This is a genomic window from Labrenzia sp. THAF35, from assembly GCF_009363595.1.
GTDB lineage: Bacteria > Pseudomonadota > Alphaproteobacteria > Rhizobiales > Stappiaceae > Roseibium > Roseibium algicola.
In genome coordinates this window covers 2,875,040-2,894,880 of the sequence record NZ_CP045380.1, presented here as the reverse complement: position 1 = coordinate 2,894,880, position 19,841 = coordinate 2,875,040, and the positions used below count along the sequence as shown (strand labels likewise).

Annotated in this window: 17 protein-coding genes; 5 read left to right on the top strand and 12 right to left on the bottom strand. The window is 59.4% G+C overall.

The genetic code is table 11. The features are described 5' to 3' along the window. Positions 1-38: 38 nt before the first annotated feature. A complete protein-coding gene (locus FIU93_RS13145) occupies positions 39-860 on the top strand; it encodes a hypothetical protein (RefSeq protein WP_152505808.1) in 822 nt (273 codons plus the stop codon). Positions 861-1,001: 141 nt separating this feature from the next. Here FIU93_RS13145 and FIU93_RS13140 read toward each other — a convergent pair whose 3' ends face one another. After that, positions 1,002-1,226 carry a tautomerase family protein gene (locus FIU93_RS13140; protein ID WP_022998030.1) on the bottom strand — a complete coding sequence of 75 codons (225 nt, stop codon included), beginning with the start codon at positions 1,224-1,226 and terminating at the stop codon, positions 1,002-1,004. A gap of 149 nt (positions 1,227-1,375) precedes the next feature. Here FIU93_RS13140 and FIU93_RS13135 point away from each other — a divergent pair, with 149 nt between their 5' ends. Together FIU93_RS13135 and FIU93_RS13130 are read left to right on the top strand one after the other, a co-directional pair. After that, on the top strand, positions 1,376-2,983 hold the full coding sequence (locus tag FIU93_RS13135) for a winged helix-turn-helix domain-containing protein (protein WP_152505807.1): 1,608 nt from the start codon (positions 1,376-1,378) through the stop codon (positions 2,981-2,983). Positions 2,984-3,355: 372 nt separating this feature from the next. Continuing rightward, positions 3,356-4,789, top strand: coding sequence for a glyceraldehyde-3-phosphate dehydrogenase (locus FIU93_RS13130; protein ID WP_055655809.1), 1,434 nt, complete (start codon positions 3,356-3,358; stop codon positions 4,787-4,789). 488 nt (positions 4,790-5,277) lie between these two features. Here FIU93_RS13130 and FIU93_RS13125 read toward each other — a convergent pair whose 3' ends face one another. Continuing rightward, positions 5,278-5,499 (bottom strand): hypothetical protein, encoded by a 222-nt coding sequence (locus tag FIU93_RS13125; protein WP_022998035.1) that lies wholly within the window; start codon positions 5,497-5,499, stop codon positions 5,278-5,280. 271 nt (positions 5,500-5,770) lie between these two features. On the opposite strand from FIU93_RS13125, the gene FIU93_RS13120 reads away from it, so the two are divergent. Continuing rightward, positions 5,771-5,950, top strand: coding sequence for a hypothetical protein (locus FIU93_RS13120; RefSeq protein WP_152505806.1), 180 nt, complete (start codon positions 5,771-5,773; stop codon positions 5,948-5,950). Between the two features lie 29 nt (positions 5,951-5,979). Here the strand turns inward: FIU93_RS13120 and FIU93_RS13115 are convergent, their stop codons facing one another. The 6 genes from FIU93_RS13115 to FIU93_RS13090 all read right to left on the bottom strand — a co-directional run bounded on the left by FIU93_RS13115 (position 5,980) and on the right by FIU93_RS13090 (position 14,779). Further along, the gene (locus tag FIU93_RS13115; RefSeq protein WP_062487705.1) at positions 5,980-6,696 is read right to left on the bottom strand and encodes a response regulator; all 717 of its coding nucleotides are present in this window, start codon (positions 6,694-6,696) and stop codon (positions 5,980-5,982) included. Beyond that, positions 6,693-9,734: a PAS-domain containing protein gene (locus FIU93_RS13110; protein WP_152505805.1), complete on the bottom strand. Its 3,042-nt coding sequence runs from the start codon at positions 9,732-9,734 to the stop codon at positions 6,693-6,695. Before FIU93_RS13110 ends, FIU93_RS13115 begins: the two co-directional genes overlap by 4 nt. A gap of 478 nt (positions 9,735-10,212) precedes the next feature. Next, positions 10,213-10,965: a DeoR/GlpR family DNA-binding transcription regulator gene (locus tag FIU93_RS13105; protein ID WP_152505804.1), complete on the bottom strand. Its 753-nt coding sequence runs from the start codon at positions 10,963-10,965 to the stop codon at positions 10,213-10,215. Further along, on the bottom strand, positions 10,965-12,647 hold the full coding sequence (locus FIU93_RS13100; RefSeq protein WP_152505803.1) for an ABC transporter permease subunit: 1,683 nt from the start codon (positions 12,645-12,647) through the stop codon (positions 10,965-10,967). The genes FIU93_RS13105 and FIU93_RS13100 overlap by 1 nt, the downstream gene beginning before the upstream one ends. Then, positions 12,644-13,684: an ABC transporter ATP-binding protein gene (locus tag FIU93_RS13095; protein ID WP_152505802.1), complete on the bottom strand. Its 1,041-nt coding sequence runs from the start codon at positions 13,682-13,684 to the stop codon at positions 12,644-12,646. The genes FIU93_RS13100 and FIU93_RS13095 overlap by 4 nt, the downstream gene beginning before the upstream one ends. 87 nt (positions 13,685-13,771) lie before the next feature. Continuing rightward, positions 13,772-14,779 (bottom strand): ABC transporter substrate-binding protein, encoded by a 1,008-nt coding sequence (locus tag FIU93_RS13090; protein ID WP_152505801.1) that lies wholly within the window; start codon positions 14,777-14,779, stop codon positions 13,772-13,774. A 202-nt stretch (positions 14,780-14,981) separates the two neighbouring features. Between FIU93_RS13090 and hisN the strand changes: the two genes are divergently transcribed. Then, positions 14,982-15,770: a histidinol-phosphatase gene (gene hisN, locus FIU93_RS13085; protein WP_152505800.1), complete on the top strand. Its 789-nt coding sequence runs from the start codon at positions 14,982-14,984 to the stop codon at positions 15,768-15,770. 233 nt (positions 15,771-16,003) lie between these two features. Here hisN and FIU93_RS13080 read toward each other — a convergent pair whose 3' ends face one another. Genes FIU93_RS13080 through FIU93_RS13070 form a run of 4 tightly spaced genes read right to left on the bottom strand, consistent with a single transcriptional unit; the run spans position 16,004 to position 19,774 of the window. Continuing rightward, positions 16,004-17,320 (bottom strand): SGNH/GDSL hydrolase family protein, encoded by a 1,317-nt coding sequence (locus FIU93_RS13080; RefSeq protein ID WP_152505799.1) that lies wholly within the window; start codon positions 17,318-17,320, stop codon positions 16,004-16,006. 12 nt (positions 17,321-17,332) lie between these two features. After that, a complete protein-coding gene (locus FIU93_RS13075) occupies positions 17,333-19,168 on the bottom strand; it encodes a carbamoyltransferase (protein ID WP_286202428.1) in 1,836 nt (611 codons plus the stop codon). Positions 19,169-19,172: 4 nt separating this feature from the next. Beyond that, complete coding sequence (locus FIU93_RS31390) at positions 19,173-19,322, bottom strand: DUF5989 family protein (RefSeq protein WP_022998046.1); 150 nt, start codon at positions 19,320-19,322, stop codon at positions 19,173-19,175. Positions 19,323-19,369: 47 nt separating this feature from the next. Beyond that, a complete protein-coding gene (locus FIU93_RS13070; RefSeq protein ID WP_145903527.1) occupies positions 19,370-19,774 on the bottom strand; it encodes an SxtJ family membrane protein in 405 nt (134 codons plus the stop codon). Between the last annotated feature and the right edge of the window lie 67 nt (positions 19,775-19,841).

Genomic DNA, 19,841 nt, shown 5'->3' with positions numbered 1-19,841 from the left:
TCCATGCCCCGGCATCACCTTCAGAGAGGTAACAGGAAATGGCGAATGAGGCCGACGGAGCAACACCGCTCATCATCATGATTGCGATGCCGACCCGCGGCCAGGTCGAACTGCCGACGGTTCGCTCCCTCATCGCGTTGACGCAAGAGTTTCAGCACCACGGACTGCCGTTTGCGTTCGAAACCTATGGTGCTGCAAACCTCGTCATCAACCGCAACCACCTTATGAGCAAATTCCTCGCCCATAAGCAGTTCAGCCACATGCTGATGCTCGACTCCGACATGGAGTTCACGCCTGAGGCCGTGTGGCGTCTGGTCGCCTTCGGCGGCGATTTCGTCAGCGCCTCTTACCCGCAGAAATATTACAACTGGGATCTGCTCCGGCAGCTGATTGAAGCGGAAACCGCCCTGCCGGAAACCGAGCGAAGTCCGATGGAACAGCTCGTTTCCCGCAGCATGACCTACAATCACCAGCTTCGCGACTATGACAACACCGACTGGCACCCCGACCATCGGGATGGTTTCATCTCCATTCCCGCCGGAGGCCAGGGCCTGACGCTCTTGAGCCGGAAGGTGCCGGAAACGATGGTGGAACGCGGTGTCGTCACCAACTACCCCGACATGTCGCTGATCCCCGCCCATGCCGACATGGAGTATTACGACTTCTTCGGCCACCTTCCGACGCCAAGCGGTCGGTTGTTCCTGCATGAGGACCAGAGCTTCAGCCTGCGCTGGGTACGCGGTTGCGGCGGCACCATCTGGCTGGACTACCAGACCGAAATCCGCCATGCGGGGCTTCATACGTTCGACGGCAGGTATTCCGACAAGCTGCAGGACGATTTTCCCTCGCTTGAGGTTTGACGGCAGGTGATGCGTTCAGCATGGAAGCAAGGGTCTCAACAAGCCCGCGATTGCGCATGAGTACCTGATGGCATCTTCCGCTCAAACGCAAAAGGCCGCGCCACAAGGCACGGCCCTTCTTGCAACAGTTTTTTTGCAGCGTCAGGCGACTTTCTTGCCCGACATGGCATGCACGTCCGCTGCGCCCAGGCGCTGACCGCCAATGGCCCAATCACCCTGCTCGACTTCCATGATGCGGACCCAGGTGACCGGGCGCATGGCTTCGCCTTCCACGGCGACCATGGCTTCGGTCACCTTTTCGATCAGCTGGTGCTTCTGTTCGGGGGTGAAAACGTTCTTGATGACATCGATCGTAACCAGCGGCATTTCATATCTCCTAGTTCAAGTAACAGTGTTTCCAAGCAACATCGGACGTTTCCGATGAACAAGAGATACGCCTTACCCAGCAGCAATGCTTGACGGGGACATGAATATAACTGACCTTTTCATGAAGACTTTCGGGGAAAGGGGAACGTGTGCCGCAAGCCGACGCCCTGGTGTTTACCTTTGACGGATTTGAACTGGACGGTACACATTTCGAATTGCGCCGTGATGGCGAACGCGTGGCGATCGAGCCGCAAGTCCTCTCCCTTCTCTTGCTGCTGGTCGAAAACCGCGACCGGATGGTCAGCAAGGACGAATTGATCGAGCATGTCTGGGACGGACGGATTGTCTCAGAAACGGCAGTGGCAGCGCGGATCAAGGCTGCGCGCAAGGCTGTCGGGGACAAGGGCAGCACACAGAAAGTCATCCGGACGATCCATGGCAAGGGGTTCCGGTTTGTCGCGGAAACCGAAGTTTCCAGTGTCCAGGCAAAGGCACCCCCGGCGCGTTCGGGCCTGATCACCGAGGAACAGGCCGCCCCGGCAATTGAGGAAGCGCTGAAGACCGCGCGCGACGGGCGGCCCTCCATCGCCGTCCTGCCATTCCAGTATTTTGGCGAACCGGGCCAGCACAAAATCGTGGCCGATGCGCTGCCTGCCGACATCATTGCGGATCTGTCGCGCCTGCACTGGCTGTTTGTTATCGCACGTGGATCGAGCTTCCGCTTTCGCGGACCCGATGTGGACCCGTTGTCCGCCGGTCGCCAACTCGGCGTTCGCTATGGGCTCACCGGCACGGTCGAACTTGCGGGTGAAAGCGTCACGATCGGCGTTTCGCTGATCGACATGACCAGCAGCGGCACGATCTGGGCGGAACACTATCGTGGCAGCCTGTCCGAATTGCAGCAGCTCAGACCGGAAATCGAAAGCCATGTGGTTGCCAGTCTGGCGGTTCAGATCCCGCAGAACGAAGTGCGCATCGCACGCAGACGAGCTCCGGGAGAACTGGATGCATGGGCCTGTTTTCACCTGGGGCTGGATCACATGTACCGGTTCAACCGGCAGGACAACGCCCGTGCGTCAGAACTGTTCACACGATCCCTGGAACGCGATCCCTATTTCTCCGGCGCCATGGGCGGGCTGTCCTTCACGCATTTTCAATCAGCCTTCATGCGCTTTGCGGAAGATCCCGAAGCCGAGGTCGAAAAGGCTCGCGCGCTGGCGCAGCAGGCTGTGGAAACCGACAGGCTCGATCCTTTTGCTCACTTCAATGCCGGGCGGTGTTCCTGGCTCGATGGCCGGCTGGAAGATTCAATCGCCTGGTTTGACCGGGCAACCAGCCTCAGTCCCAGTTTCGCCCAGGGTGTCTATACACGCGGGCTGGTGAGCGTGATGGCAGGTCAGGCAGCGCAGGCCGATGCAGATCTTGCTCTGGCGCTGGACCTCAGCCCGCTCGACCCGCTTGCCTATGGCATGGTGTCGGCACGTGCGCTGGTGCAATTGCAACTGGGCGACAGGCACAGGGCGGCAGAGCTTGCCGTGAAAGCAGCGCAGATGCCTGGTGCGCACAAGCATATCTCCCTGATCGCGGCCCTGACATCACACCTGGTCGGCAAGAATGCAGAAGCCCGGCAATGGCTGGCCCGGGCGAGACAGGCAGATCCGGAAATCAGTTCGGAAGTCTTCTTCGCGTCCTTCCCGTTTGCCGAAAACGGCGCTCGCGAAACGATAGAGAAAGGCCTGCGTGAACTCGGGGTGTGAAAAGGCTTCGGGACCCCATGACTTCGGGAAGCCGATACGTCATCAACACAGGACTTGCCTGACGCCCGATGTCTGCTTGAATCCGCAGTCCGAATTCAACAGCAAATGCCGTCGACGGGCGTGAATTACCAGATTTTGCTCTGCACTTCTGCGTTCAGACCAAGTCTCTGCGAGTTGATTATCTGCACTTGCAAGGTTCCAGATGTAACGCTTCCAGCGGCCTGGATGCGACCAAAAGCACCCTCCCCAAATTTCAATCGATTAGTCTTCAAACTGCTTATGGACATTACGTTTCCACAAGAGCTAAAGACCGTGCGCAGGACAAAGACTTGCCACTCAGCGCGCTGGAAAGACCATAAGGGAGTTTTGTGTATGGCGGCCATGGATAACCACTTCGACAACTGGAAGGAACAACAGTCCGCTGCCGAGCAGATGATCCCGCTGGTTGGGCATCTCTACCGTGACTACGGCATCAACATCCGGATTTTCGGCCGGCGTCTTCTGAACAACTCCGCCATCGAGATCCTCAAGGCACACCGATATGCCCTGCAGATCACCGGACAGGAACTGGACGTCACCAAGAGCCTCGAAATCGTCAAGGCAATGCTGGAGATGGACCTGGCCGCCTCGCGCGTCGACCTCGGCAAGCTGTGCCACGGCTACATGGAAGAAGGCGGTGACGTTAAGAGCTTCCTCGAGAAGCAGCTGGCCAGCATCAACACCGGCAAGACATCCATCCTGCAGGAACCCCAGGATGTCGTTCTCTATGGCTTCGGACGTATTGGACGCCTTCTTGCCCGCATGCTGATCGAACGCGTCGGTGCCGGCAACAAGATGCGCCTGCGCGCGATTGTCGTGCGCGGCGGCAAGGCTGGCGACCTGAAGAAACGCTCCAGCCTGCTGCGACGGGACTCCGTCCACGGCGCTTTCAGCGGATCCATCACCGTTGACGAAGAGCAGAATGCGATCATCGCCAACGGCAACTACATCCAGGTGATCTACGCCAACTCTCCTGCCGAGGTCGACTACACAAAATACGGCATCCGCAATGCTCTGGTGGTCGACAACACCGGCATCTGGCGCGACGAGGATGGTCTTGGCCAGCACCTGAAGTGCCCGGGCGCAGCGAAGGTGATCCTGACCGCGCCGGGCAAGGGCAGCATCAAGAACATCGTCTATGGCGTGAACCATGGCGACATCTCCGCGGATGACAGGATCCTGAGCGCCGCCTCCTGCACCACCAACGCCATCACGCCGGTGCTGAAGGTGATCAACGACGAGTTCGGGATCGAGAACGGCCACGTGGAAACCATCCACGCCTTCACCAACGACCAGAACCTTATCGACAACTACCACAGCGGGGATCGCCGCGGCCGGTCCGCTCCCCTGAACATGGTGTTGACGAGCACGGGTGCGGCCAGCGCGGTCGCAAAGTGCCTGCCGGAAATGAAGGGCAAGCTGACTGGCAACGCGGTGCGGGTGCCGATCCCCAACGTCTCCATGGCCATTCTCAACCTGAACCTCAAGCGCGAGACGACGGCCGAGGAAATGAACAATTACCTGCGCGGGATATCGGTGCAGTCGCCGATGCAGGACCAGATCGACTACACAGCCTCGACCGAACTGGTTTCCTCCGACCTCGTCGGCTCCACCCATGCAGGTGTGGTCGACAGCCAGGCAACCATCGTCGACGGCGACCGGCTGGTCCTTTACGTCTGGTATGACAACGAGGCGGGCTACAGCACACAGGTGATCCGCCTGATGCAGGAAGTTGCGGGCATGAAGTACCCGTCTGTCCCCGCATAACCCTGCCGTTACCGAACAGGAGGGGCCCAAGCCATGTCTTGGCCCCTTCCATGGACTTTTGCTGTGAAGCTGCGCGAAGCGCTTTTACCCCATCAATGCTCAGGAAGAGGTGCCATTTCCTGGTTTGATGATCACTGCCGGCTGTTGCAGAGCGCCGGACCGAAAACCGAACAAGTCAGCCAGCGGCATGCCTTGAAATCGGTTGCTCAACAGTTTGGGCTAGGTGGTAAAACCAGGCATTCAAAAAAGGCGTAGAAATTTCAAAACGCCTGGAGAAGAGAGCTTGCCTGAAGGGGCCAACCGGCCGTTTCAGATGCCGTCTTCTTGAAAACCTGTCTGCGGGCAATTCAACGGATTGATGGGTATACCCTGGCAAGCAAGCCAAAACACATCAATGCCAGTCGAATTGCACCGCAGGAGAGGTGACCCTTATGGCGTCTTGTTCACGCCGAGGGTTTCTGGTTGTCAGTTCCGGTCGAGGTTAGGCCTCAACGAGATTTCTGACGGGAAGATTTCTTGATCTTCACGGTCTGCGTTTCGGAATTGCTTTCGTGACCGATCTTGCCAAGTTCGTCGACAAGATTGTCGATGCAATCCTGAAGCGCCTGACCTTCAAGTCCCCAGCAGCTCTGGCCAGCGGAAGCAGGTGTTGCCTGGATCAGGAACGTGGACATGACAGCGGCCAGTGCGAAAGAAGTGGTTTTCATCATAGTAGTTCTCCATTTGGTTTTGGCGTCGGCGACCTTGCCGACACACCAAAGATGGGAACCTTTCTTTTCAGCCCCGTTTCACCGGGTGTTTCAATTGTATCCGGGCGTTCCCCCCACTGAAATATCCGACACATTGTTTCAAATGCGAGGTCTGAACGGGCATTGAACTGGGTGACAAACCCCCAGACAAGACCTGTGTAAACGACTGAAGAAAAACATCTTTTGAAAAAACTTGGAAAACCGGATCACGCGCCGGGGAAAGCGTTTTCCCATGTCCGCCCGGTATCAAAAATCCCGCCCTGCACACACCAAAGGTACAATTGTTACCGTTCACAAGGAGACAGCGCGGATCTGGGGCTGGATTGATGCGCCAAAAAGCCTGGATGCTGACCAACAGGACGCAAATTCCGGCTTCGACGAACTGGAATTTGCGGCATGTATCACAGCTTAAGGGGTTTCCCGGGTCGCCGGGAGGAGCACTTAATCAAAGACGTAGCCCAACCCTCGGACCGTTCTGATGGTCTCGGGTTTTGTGGGATTGAGTTCTATCTTGCGGCGCAGCCTTGAAATACGCAGATCGATCGAACGATCGAAAGGTTCCCAGCCCTTGTCGTGTGCCTGTTCCAGCAACTGGTCGCGGTTGAGCACGCGTCCACGGTTCTCGACGAACACCCTGAGCAGCTGATACTCCATGGACGTAATCGCAATTTCCTGACCGTCGCCACCGATCAGCCTCGCCCCGTCCAGATCCAGACGGCAGGTGCCAAAGGGAACTGTGCCTGCTTGCCGATCCTTCTGCTGCGCACTTGTCTCGTCAAAACTTCTGCGCCTCAGTGCGGCTTTGATCCGGGCCTCCAGTTCGCGCAGGTCGACAGGTTTGCCGACATAATCGTCGGCTCCCATTTCCAGCCCCACCACGCGGTCAATCACGTCACTTGCTGCGGTCAGCATGATCACCGGCACGGTCGAGGTGGTTCGAAGGTCACGCAACGCGGTCAGACCATCCGTACCAGGCATGTTCACGTCCAGAATGATCAGCGCCGGTTCCAGGCTCTCCAGAAGCCGTTTCATGTCGTTGGCGTTCGGCGCTTCAACAACGTCATAGCCGCGCTCGGCGAGATACTCGGCAACCATTTCGCGAAGATGAGGTTCGTCGTCACAGACCAAAATTTGCTTCGCACCCGGAGCCCCGCTCATGATGTGTTTTTCCTGCTGTCCAGTTGATTTAACAAACAAGCCAGATCCTTCTTGGAAATGGGCTTTTCAATGTAGGGGCGCTCGCTTTCCATCAGAAATGTCTGAACGGACTTCCCCATGGCATCGCCCGTCATGAAGGCGATACGATCCTTGTAACCGGGCGATAACCCGATCAGGCTGTTGTAAAATGCGGCACCGTCCATGCCCGGCATCTTGTAATCGCTGATAATCAGATCGACGGATGTGTGGGACAGGCGCGCAAGAGCCTTGCGTGCGCTGGTTTCCTGTATTGCCTGGCATCCGAGATCTGCCAGCAGGTCACAAACGAGCTCGCTGACGGCGACATCGTCATCAACGACCAACACCCGTTTGCGGTGATGCGTTCCGCCTGGCTGGTCCTGCGAGGTGTCAGTTGAAGCCTCAGTTTCCATTGCGGGCAGCCGCACGAAGAAACTCGTCCCCTTGCCAACGGATGAACTGACTTCGAGAGTGCCTTCATGGGTGTCGACAACCCGGTGACAGAATGCCAGGCCGACACCTGTCCCCTCACCCACGTCTTTTGTCGTGAAAAACGGCTCGAAGATGCGGTCCCTGATTTCCTTCGTCATCCCCGGACCATTGTCCCGGACTTCTAGGACTGCTTCGCCGCCTCTTCCGTCGTGGAACGTCCGCAATATAAGCACCGCGTCTTCGCCAAGCGGCGAAAGGGCATGTTCCGCATTGATAATGAGGTTCGTAACGACCTGGACCAGCTGGTCCGTATCGCCGAGGATTGACGGAAGATCCTCATCAAACTCCGTCTCAATCCTGGCTCCGTTGGAGCGCAGCCCATAGCCGGCAAGATCAAGGGCAACCGAGGCGATTTCGTTCAGCGTACAAGGTTCCAGGTTTGCCGGCCGCTGGCGCGCCATGGACAGGAAAGCCCTGACGATCCGCGCGCTTCTGTCGGCAGCCTCCGCGATGCGGTCGATGCGCTTTTCCAGCACCGGGTCCTTGAGCTTTCCCTGAAGCATCTGGGCGTAACCGGTAACGATGGAAAGGGGATTGTTGAGTTCGTGTGCGACACCGGCAAGCAGCTCACCCAGAGCGGACAGTTTTTCGTTCTGGTGGGCAATGTCACGCTGTTTCTGCAATTCCTCCTGCATGGCCAGAAGGTCCGAAATGTCCCTTGTGGAGGACACGATGACATTCTCGCCCTTGTAGTCGGTCACGCGGGCGGCGGTGATGCCTTCCATGATTGAGCCATCGGCCCTGCGGAACTGAACCCGGTAATCATCAAGTGTTCCCGTCGGCAAGAGCGCTTCCAGATACCGCTCCCGATCCTCCGGCTTCAAGAAGAAATTGAGGGTCGTGTCGATATCGCCGAACCGCTCTCGTGAAGCGGGCGGGCAGTAGATAATTTTTCCATCTTCGATGCGGGAGACGAGAAAGTTTGCCGGGCAGGCCTCGACGATCTTGTGCAGAAGCAGATCCGCCTCGCGCTGCTCTTCCTCGGCACGTCGCTGCTCGGTCACGTCGATAAAGGAGACGAGGTACCCGTCCAGTTCGGTTCTGTGGGCTGACGCCAGCAGAATACGTCCACCGGCAAGATGGATGGCCTGCTTCTTCTGGTAGGATTTCACCAGAAGCGTCAGCTCGCACATATAGGACGTCTTGTCTTCGCCCTCGGGAACAAGAACGATGCCGTTGTCGATCAACCGGGCCAGGATGGTGAGAATGTTCTCCCCGGCAACGGGCGGCGCCAGTTCACTGAAGTACATTTCGTACCAGAGCCGGTTTCCGAGCACGAAATTGAGGCTCTTGTCGAAGAGCACCAACCCCTCATCAAGAGATTGAATGGCATCATTCAGGGTGGCCAGGCTTCTGGCCTCGGTTTCTTTCAAGGCGGTGATGTCGGTGACCACGACAACGCGGCTGTTGTGTTCGGAGATGGCTCGCTCGACACGGTAGTGCCGGCCATCCCAGAAGCGAACCTCCATGGGTTCCAGCGTCTCGCGCTGCTGCTTCACCGCAGCGGTGAATAGCTCAGCCGCGCGGTCACCTACTTCCTGACCGGCAACCATCGATATCTGCGGTGCCAGCAAGTCGATCCGGTCAATATCCGACAGCTTTAGAATTTCGGCCGCGGTCAGGTGAAAGGGCGCTGCAAACGCATCATTGCAATGCGTGAACTGCCCGTCCGGCCCTTCAAAGGCGATGCCAACCGGCAACCGTTCAACCGCGGTCGTAAAGCGCCGCTCCGCCCTGACGCGATCCGTGACGTCTTCAATCGTGAGCAGCCGTCCTTTCAGATTTGTCTCGTAGGCGCTGCCAACCAGTTCCCTGTTCTGATTGTTGGGTATCGGATACCCCTTGATGGCAAGGCGTATAAGCCGATCCAGCTCATCGAGCATTTCGGAGGGGTTCATGCCCCCCGGGAGCGGGATCAGGCCGCATGCTATGGCCTCGGCGTGGATGTCGCGCATCGCACGGCCAGGAACGAAAAGCCTCCCGTCCGGGTCACCAATCTCCCGAAACTTCTTGTTGGCAAACACCAGCCGGTCATCATCATCGACGAGCGCGATACCAACGTCGACGGCATCAACCGCGCCGTAAAGGATCTCTCTTGCACGCGCCTCTGCGGTCCGCTGTTCCGTGATGTCGCGAACCTTCACGACAATGCTGCCGTCTTTCAGATGCTTGAGATAGATCTTGTGCTGGCTGCCGTCGGCAACCTTGATCTCGATCTTCAGTTTTCCCCTGGCTGCCAGGGTTTCCAGGACACCAGGCAAACCGCCTTCAGGGCTGCGAACGAAGGAAATGTGCCCACTGCCGACAGCACTGCCGACGATGTCGTTAAGCCGCGCGCCGGGAACAAGCAGATCCTTGTGCGGACCCAGCATCTCCGCATAGCGTTTGTTTGCGAAAACGAGCCTTCTGTCACTGTCGTAGAGCACGAAGCCATCGCTCAGCGCCTCGACAGCTTCTTCCATGAGCAGCTGGATCCGGTTTCTATCGGCTTCACTTTCAGAAGCACTCGCTCCGTCTTGAAGCAACATTGGATCTCACTTTGTATCAACGCCTCGGCAAGGGCGGCAGGCCGGACCTCATTTCTACGTAAGCTTCTTTTCAGTTTGGCCTTGCCGTTTGTATCAATTGTATCATGTCGCAAGCGCCGAGGGCCCGCAAACCGGGATGGAACATTGCCCGTTGTCCGGCCTGGCTGACCCATTTGGAACTTTCACCCCCCTTCCTTGAGGGCCTGAAAATGGATGGAGCCGGGAAGCTGAAACCATGGGCTTTCGATATCAAGGCTGCCGATATCTGGTCGGGAGTAACGCAGGCTGGGGATGAATGGGGCGGAGCGGCAACGTGATGCGGGTGCCGATTACCCATGTCGCCATGGCCGTTCCCTCCACCAGAGCTGAACAAAGACGACATTGAATAGACGCTTCAGTTTGCCCAACCAGGCGCGAGTGCAGAAAATCTGTACCGCGTTGTGCAATCTGATCCTGTCTATCGAGCGGTTTTCGCTTCTCAAGCCATTACGTCTATGGCCGCTTGGCGGAAGGCCGCTACCTGCTCTTCAGTTGCTGCCCTGTTTGTCACAAGCCTGCCGATCTCTCCGGCCTCCAAGGCCTGAACCCTGCTGGTTTTTCCAAGCTTGCTCTGGTCGGCCAGAATAACTGTCTGCTGCGCCTGTGCCGCCATGGCTTTGGAGATTTCGGCTTCCTGCAGGTCGTAGAAGAACGCACCCTTGGTCGGATGCACCCCAACCGGAGCCGAAAAGCACAGGTCGACACGGAAACGGCGGATTTCAGACAGGGTGAGTTCGCCGACCGTCGAAGGGACGTCGGCCGCCATCCGTCCACCGAGCAGCAGCACATCGTTGCCAGCCCCTTGCAGCGTGGTGGCAATATCAACCGAGTTGGTGATCACCGACAGATCCGACAGCTTGGCCAGTTCACGGGCAAACAGGGCTGTAGTGGTGCCCGCGTCCACAAGGATCGTCTGTCCGGGCTGGATCAGTCCGGCAGCCTTGCGGGCAATCTCCGACTTTGCCCGGATCTGCGTCGTCATCCGTTGGCGGAAGGGCTCCTCGGAACGCGGCTCGGGCAAGACCGCGCCGCCATGGACGCGGCTGACCTGTCCAGACTCTTCCAGGTCCAGCAAATCGCGTCGCACCGTCTCGCGAGAGACGTTCAGCATCTGCGCAAGATCGTTGGCGCTCACCTGCTGGCTCGCACTCAGCATTGACAGGATAAGCCGGTGACGTTCCTTTGCCCACATCAGGTCCGCACCTTGCTCCGGTTGCCTCGTCCCATCAGCACAAGCGTTCCCTTCATGCTCAAAAGCGCAATACACACGACTGCCATCACGCAGGTGGAAAAGGCTGCCGCCTGCGAAGTCAGACCGGCATCGTCCAGCCGCATGATGGTGACAGCCGCCACGCTCAGGTCAGGCGTGGTGAGGAAGACGACTGCCGACAGGGTTACCATGGACCGCATGAACAGGAAAAAGAACACTGAAACGAGCATTGGGGCAATGAACGGCGCGACGATATCAACGGCCGTCCGTGCCATTCCAGCTCCAAGACTGTCTGCAGCTTCCTCGAGCGCCCGGGGCAACTGGCGAAAACCGGTCATCACCGTCAGAAAACCCTGCGTGTGGTAGTGGTAGAAGTTGATGACCGCGATGAGGGCCGCCGTCCCATAGAGAAGGTAGAGCGGCGTCGCGGTTGAATTGAAAGTCAGGATATAGGCAAGCCCCAGCACCATCCCGGGCACTGCGGCCGGCATGGCGGCCAGCATCTGGATGGGTTGGGCCACGCTGCGCGGAAGGCGGCGCAGCCCAAGGCACAGGAGGAAGACCGCAAGCGTGCCTCCCGACGCCGCCATGAGCGATATCACGATGGTCATCCAGAGCGAGGAATACCCCCCGGCCAATGTGATGTCGTAGTGCTTGAACGACAGCGCCATGTTGTAGGGCCACAGGGTGACAAAGCTTGCGTAGACGACAATGCCGATAACCGCGACGATGCCGGTGCAGACCAGAAGCGACAGGAACGCCATGACCGGGTCGCGCACGGGTGCGAAGGAGGGCCGATACGGCACCTGGCCAGCCATCTGTCCGACCTGTTGCCGCTTCATTGCCTGACGCTCGATGGCATAGGAAACCACCGTCGGCAACAACAGCATGATGCCGACGACAGCTCCCATGTTGAAATTCCGCTGGCCAACCACTTGAGAGTAGATTTCGGTCGCCAGAACCGAGTAGTCCCCGCCGATCACCGCCGCGTTGCCGAAATCGGTGATCGTGATTGTGAAGCAGACGAAAGCCGCGTTGAGGATCCCGAAGCGCGCCGCGGGCAAGGTCAGGTCGCGAAACTGGCGTGACGGCGAAGCGCCCATGACTTCCGCAGCTTCGTAAACACGCGCGTCCAGCAGGACCAGCGCCGCGCCGATAATCATCACCGCCTGCGGCAAGGCATAAAGAGTGTTGGCGATCAACAGCCCCCAGAAGCCGTAGATTTCGATCTCGACACCCAGGGCACGGCTGATGACGCCGTTGCGTCCCAGAAGGAAGATCAGCCCGAGCGCCTGCACAAGAGAAGGGGCGAGCAGCGGCAGGACGATCACGCCGCGGATCAGCCACTTGCCCCGGAAAGCGCAGCGATAGAGCCCATGCGCGATGATGAAACCAAGGAAGACGCTGAGAACTGTGGTGGCAGCCCCCATGATCAGGGAATGTTCGGTCGCACGCCAGAACCCCGTCGACCCCAGAACCCTCGTGTAGTTGGCAAGCCCGTAACCATCGTCAACCGTCAGGGAACGCAGGAACACGATCACCATCGGGTAGAGAAAGAAGAGGACGAGCCCAATCAGCGGCAGCCCAACGCAAACAAGTGTGAGCAGCCGGTCCGCATCCAGTTGTTTGCGCGCTGGCGTGGTCATCGTTTCCACACCGCTCATGCGGCGGTCTCGGCAGGCTGGTGGGCCATGTCGTCAGCAACCCAGGTGCAGGCTTCCGGTGGAATGCTCAGGTTCACGCGTTCGCCCTCGTGACAGGAGTTATACCCGTGGGTCTCGACAACCAGCGGGCCGATTGCGCTGTCGACCTCAAGCCGTCTGAGATTGCCAAGGAAACTGATGCTGCGCACCGTGGCGTTGCCGTTCGCCGCCGGGGTCAGACTGATCTGTTCAGGGCGAATGCAGGCAACATGCTCCGTCCCCGATCCCCCCGGCCACTTTGCCATCAGATCCGGGTATTCACGCCGGATCGGGGCGGCAGAAACGAGATTGCTGATCCCCATGAAGTCCGCCACAAAGCGCGTCGCCGGTCGATGGTAGAGGTCTTCCGGCGTGCCGGCCTGCACCACCACACCATGGTTCATGCAGATGATCTTGTCCGCCAGCGCCAGTGCCTCTTCCTGGTCATGTGTCACCATCAAGGTTGGAATGCCGAGCGAACGCTGAACATGGCGGATTTCGTCTCGCAGTTCGGCCCGGACTTTCGCATCCAGCGCCGAAAGCGGTTCGTCCAGCAGCAAGACACGCGGGTCGACGGCGATTGCCCGTGCCAACGCGATCCTCTGCTGCTGCCCGCCGGACAGCTGACCGGGAAACTTGCCGGCGACCTGCGGCAACTTCACCAGCTCCAGAAGTTCCGCCACACGCCGTGAAATCTCAGACCGCGGGGTACCACGGATCTTCTGCCCGTAACCGATGTTTTCGGCCACGGTCATGTTGGGAAAGAGCGAGTAGGACTGGAAGACGATCCCGAAGCCTCGCTTGCGTGCGGGAAGGTTCGAAAGCGCAGTCCCCTCCAGAAGGATTTCGCCGCTGTTCAGCTCCGTCAGGCCGGCGATCAGCCGCAGGAGTGTCGTCTTGCCACAGCCGGAGGGACCCAGCAGGCAAACGAATTCCCGTCGATCGATCTCGATCGAGACATTGTCGAGCGCTTTGAAGGCCCCGAAGGTCTTGGTGGCGTTACGGACGGTCAAGTACACGGCGGATCGGTCTCCTGTCAAAGGTGCACGGGCCTCCAGTGAAGCCCCGCGCGCTTCTGGCGGCAGCCGGAGCTGCCGCGGGCACGATCAGCGGCCCAGCTTATCTTTCCAGGTTTCCTTCACGGCCGTTTGGTTCTTGGCCGCGGTGACGAAATCGATTTTCGCCAGGACGGTCGAAATATCAGCCGGCAGGCCCGCTTTTTCAGCTGCTTGCGAAGCATCGACACCCGGAACCGTGATCAGCGCCTTGTACTGCTGGTAGAGACCGATTGCCTCGTCAGACATCGTCCAGTCGAGGAAGGCCTTTGCCGCATCCTTGTTGTCGGAGCTTTCCATCAGGCCGGATGCTTCCAGTTCATATCCAACGCCTTCCTCGGGGAAGACCATTGCCAGCGGATAACCTTCCTCGATGGACTGCATCGCGGTGAAAGCCAGTGAAATGCCGACAGTGTATTCGCCGACGCGTGCGGACTTGCAGGGTTTGGAACCGGATGAAGTATATTGTGCCATGTTCGGATCGACGGCTTCGAGCTGTGCCCAGCCAGCCTCGTCACCCATGGTTTGCAGAACCGCATTGACGTGCAGGTATCCGGTCCCGGAAGAATTCGGGTCCGGCATCAGGATCTCGCCCTTGAAGTCCGGGTTCTCGAGATCCTTCCAGCTCTTCGGCATTGGCAGGCCCTTCTCCTCTAGCCGTGCCGTGTTCACGCAAAACGCGCCCATGTAGCCGATCGGAGCAAACCATTTGCCATCTTCACCACGGAAGGAGGCAGGCAGAACATCGACGCCCTTGGCTGCGTAGGGTTCCAGCATCTCCAGGATCTGGGGATCCATCATGGCGCTGACGGCCCAGCCCCAGATCACGTCGGCCTGCGGGTTGCCCGCTTCTGCCAGAAGACGCGCGCCCAGCTTGCCCGTGGACAGGCGCAGCACATTGATCTCGGTATCGGGCATCGCCTTCTGGGCGGCCTCGATATAGGCCGCGATCTCTTCTTCCTCAAGCGCAGTGTAGACGGTGATTTCGTCGGCAGAGGCTGTTGCCGTCATGCCGACGGCAAACAGCGAAGCCAAGGTGAATTTCGTCCAGGTCTTCATTGTCGTCTCTCCTTGTTGATCCACGTGTTCGTGTGCCAGTGCCTGCCCCGGATCGGATCCTCCCGAGACCCTTTGTTATTGCCGCGTCCTCTGTTCGCGGTTCTGGGGATATTTGTGTAGTCTTGCATTTTTGTGGATTTTGTCTAGAGTTAATTTGCCGGCTGACCATCGTTGCCAGCTTCCCCGCAGACAAGGAAAACCCATGCAAAGCTCCACGACGCCGCCCGAAACGGAGATGCTGGCGCGTTTTGCCGACGGGCTCGCCAACGTGGCTGACGCCATGGCGATGACCTACTTCCGCAAGCCATTGGACGTGGAACAAAAGGCCGACCTTTCCCCGGTCACGCAGGCTGACCGCGCCATCGAGGCCGCGATGCGTGAAAGCATCCTCAAAGAGTTCCCGGCCCATGGCATTCTTGGCGAAGAGCACGAGGACGCACGTCTGGATGCCCAATACCTCTGGGTGCTCGACCCGATTGACGGGACGAAGAGTTTTGTTTCCGGGATGCCGACCTTCGGCACGCTCATTGCCTGCCTTTTCAACGGGACACCTGAACTCGGCATCATCTCGATACCGCCGACCGGCGAACGCTGGACGGGGCGGCGTGGTGAACCGTCAACATTCAATGGTGAACCTTGCCGCACCAGTGGCAGGCACCGACTGGCCGAGGCGATCCTTTACACGACCACACCCGACACGTTCGACACCGAGGGACGCGCGCAGTTCGAGGCACTCTCAAGCAAGGTCGCCATGCGCCGCTTCGGGGGCGACTGCTACGGATACGGACTGCTGGCTTCAGGCCACATTGATCTGGTGTTCGAAATGAATTTGCATCCCTACGATTACATGGCCCTCATTCCGGTTATCGAGGGTGCGGGAGGCGTGATCACCGACTGGAAAGGTGAAAGGCTGGGCCTGCACTCCGAAGGTCAGGTTCTCGCCGCGGCCAACGCCACACTGCACGCACAAGCCCTCGCCGCCTTGTCCTGACCCGCCTTCGACAGTGCCCTGGGCTGTCGCTCCTGCGCCGTCCCAATTCAGATCCTGTGCCCGTGCCGGCGTCATCAGCCCGGGAGACAGGACGAGGCTGCCTGTCAACGCCGTTGCCAGAAACGGGGCATCAGACGCTGGAGGGATCGTGCACGGCCATGTGCAAAGTTCGGCAACCAGGACGCGGAAAACGACGGCATTGCGGCACCAAGCATCCACTCGGCAAGGCGGGGTCAGGGAAGGGTCATCAGCGGATCGGCCATGATCGTGCCGGCGGCAAGCGCCGCGCCTTCGGCATTCAGATGCGCATCCGGCGCATAAAGGCCCAGCGGCGAGGGATAGTCGCGAAAGGTCGGGGTCAGGTCGATCAGACCCAGCCCTGCGCTCTCGGCTGCGCGCGCCACGTTCTCGCGTAGCGGAGCGCTGAGAAAGCCATGCGGAAACACCCCACCGAACTGGTCGAGAGCGGGGATATAGACCACCACCACCTGCCCCTGCCAGCCATCTGCGATCTGCTTCATGCGATGCAGGATCTGCTCGAAAACCGGGTTGTCGCTGGCCGCCTTGGGGTAGTGCAGACCCAGGATGCTGGCGGTTTCCTGAAGGGCGAGGAAATTGCGTAAATAGGCCCGGCGGCTCAGATATTCCTCCAGAGTGGCAGCAGTGCCCTGCCACCAGCCGGCAATGATCCGGGCCGCGTCCGCGCGCCGCGCCGCGTCCAACTCGATCGGGCCGAAATCAGCCTCCGGCGCCAGGGCCTCGTGCAGCCACGGCTGTTCTGTTTCAACGGACAGGTTTTCCCAGTCGTTCCCCTCGAAAAAGGCCAGAACGGTGATGCGGGGGCGAAAATGCGGGCCATAGCGGCCAAGGACCGCCAGTTCATACAAGGGGCCTGCACCCCGGCTGGCAGTGTTCAGGATCGAAGCCCCGCCCGCACGCATCTGGTCGACGAAATGCTGGCCATCGTCGAGGCAAATCCCCTCGGCAAAGGAATCGCCGAGGATCATCAGATCGACCGGTGCGTCGGTTTCCGGCTGCGGATTGCGAAAACCGTAACTGTCGATCCGTGTCGTAACCGGCACGCCCATACGGCTGCACAGCAGCATCTCGGCTCCAGGCGTCCCGGCCAGCACCGCATCGGCAAGAGTTTCAGTCCCCAACTTGGCATTCAGGGCCTTGATCGTATAGGCCGGAGGCATGGCGCCGCCATAGCGCTCCAGATCGGTTCCGCCATCGACGATCCCGGCCAGCCCCATCCGCTGCGGCAGGTTATGCCAGCGCATGTACCCCTCGAACATGAACATCCCGGCCAGGATCGAGCAGGCTGTAATCCCCATCGTCAGCGCGTTGTCGGGCGACAGCAGCCAGGCGCAGCCAACCAGCAGCGCGGCAATCGCCAGCGGCCCCAGGACATAACGCAGCAGCCTGGGCAGGTCTGAGGCGAAATCGTCAAAATGCACCAGCGCAAAGATCGCGGTCAGCAGGAAGTAACCCGCCGGGATCAGGCACAAGATGGTAGCGATCCGGCGATGGCGGCCGAAGATGTGCAAGGGCTCCTCCGGTCAGTCCAGTTCGTACATGTTTTCGTAATTCTCGTGCAGCGAGGCGTCCTGCGCCTCCTTCTCCAGCAGGCAATTGCCGGCGACCAGCATCTCGATCCCGGTGCCCATGAAGCAGCGGAAAGCGTCGGTCGGAGCACAGACGATCGGCTCTCCGCGCACGTTGAACGAGGTATTGACCAGCAGCGGGCAGCCGGTCAGGTCGTGAAAGGCGGAGATCAGCGCGTGATATTTCGGGTTGGTGTCGCGATGCACGGTCTGCACGCGGGCCGAATAATCGACATGGGTCACGGCGGGAATGTCAGAGCGGCGGATGTTCAGCTTGTCGATGCCGAAAAGAGCCTGCTCCTCGGAGGTCATCTGGCGCCGGATACGTTTGGCAACATCGGCGACCAGCAGCATGTAAGGGCTGTCCCCGTCCAGATCGAACCACTCGCTGACATGCTCGCGCAGGACAGAGGGCGCGAAGGGACGGAAGCTCTCGCGGTATTTCACCTTGAGGTTCAGCAACTTCTGCATGGAACCCGAGCGCGGGTCACCAAGGATAGACCGGTTACCAAGGGCGCGCGGCCCGAATTCCATCCGTCCCTGAAACCAGCCCACGGCCTTGCCATCCGCCAGCGCCTGTGCGCTGCGGGCCAGGATCTCGCCCTCGTCCAGCCGGGTAAAGCTGGCCCCCGCCGCTGTCAGATCCGCCGCGATCCGGTCGTCGTCGAAGGCAGGGCCCAGATAGGCACCCCGCATGGCATCGCCAGGCTGCGCCTGTCGGGGTTGGCCCAATTCCATATGCCACGCGGCCTGCGCCGCCCCGAGCGCACCCCCGGCATCGCCCGCCGCCGGCTGCACCCAGATGTCGCGAAAGGCGCCGTCGCGCAAGATCTTGCCATTGGCCACGCAGTTCAGCGCCACCCCGCCGGCAAGGCACAGCGAGGGAATCCCGTATTCCTGCGCCAGCGCGCGGGTCATGCGCAGCAGGATCTCCTCGGTCACGGCCTGGACCGAGGCGGCGATATCCATGTGGAACTGTGTCAGCGGTTCCGTCTCGGGCTGGCGCACAGGGTGGCCGAACAGGTCCTCCATGGCCTTGCTGGTCATGGTCAGACCCGCCGCATAGTTGAAATAACGCTGATCCAGCCGGAACGAGCCGTCCGGCTTTACGTCGACGATCCGATCCAGCATCAGGTCGCGAAATCGCGGCTGCCCATAGGGGGCCAGCCCCATCACCTTGTATTCGCCGGAATTCACCTTGAAGCCGGTGTAATAGGTGAAGGCGGAATAGAGCAGGCCCAGCGAATGCGGGAAATGCAGCTCGCGCTGAATTTCCAGATCCTTGCCGCGTCCGATCGCAACCGTGGTCGTTGCCCATTCCCCCACACCGTCGATGGTCAGCACCACCGCTTCTTCTAAGGGGGACGAGTAGAAGGCACTGGCGGCATGGCTGATGTGATGTTCGGCGAACAGCAGCTTGTCCACGGGGAAGCGCGGATCGAAAAGGCTCAGTTCTCGCTTCAGCAGGTCCTTCAGGAACAGCTTCTCGCGCAGCCAGACCGGCATCGCCATCCGAAACGAATTGAAACCGCGCGGGGCATAGGCCAGATAGGACTCCAGCAAGCGCTCGAACTTCAGGAAGGGCTTGTCGTAGAAGGCGACGTGATCAACGCTGGCAAGGTCCAGCCCAGCTTCATCCAGCACATAGGCAATAGCATGGGCGGGAAAGCCCGCATCGTGCTTGCGCCGGGTAAAGCGCTCCTCCTGCGCGGCGGCCACGATCCGGCCATCGACCAGCAGTGCAGCGGCGCTGTCGTGATACAGCGCCGAGATCCCCAGGATCGCGGTCACTGGTCTAGAACAGCGCATAGATGAAGGGGGCGACCGCCGAGCCCTGGCTGAGCACGATCAGCGCTCCGAAAATCGCCAGTACAATGAAAACTGGCAAAAGCCAGAATTTCCGCCTATCACGCAGAAAACCCCACAATTCGGCGATCATCGACATAGAGGCAATTCCTTGCTTTGTCTGGGAACCGTGCCGGTATTTTTGTCCTAATATTGCAGTTTCATGGACTTCGGCTGGTCGGTTCTGGGAATCCAATAAGATTTTTCATTCGGATCCACTTTCCTTGAAAGCGGATCCTTCCCGCTGGCTCGCATCGCAAGACCGATGGGAATGAAGATTAAAAGAAAGACAACCGCCATCGCCACCGGCGCCATCACGGCACCAAGCAGCAGACCCAGTTTGAACCACAACCTGTTGGGTAGGCGCAGGCTCTGCGGCGCAAACATGGCAAGGGCAATAAAAACAACCGCAAGGGATAGCAAAATCCATCGCGGCGCGGCGCCACCAGTGACCGGCCACAGCCCGATCAGCAAAAAGACCACGGCGAAAACCAGCCCGAAATTCCGTTCGGAGCCCATCCTGACCGAGGTATTGAACTGATGATCACTCATTTGGAACCACACAGGTAAACAACCTGTACTATATATATCAAAATCGACGGGGTTAGTCCCCAGTTAA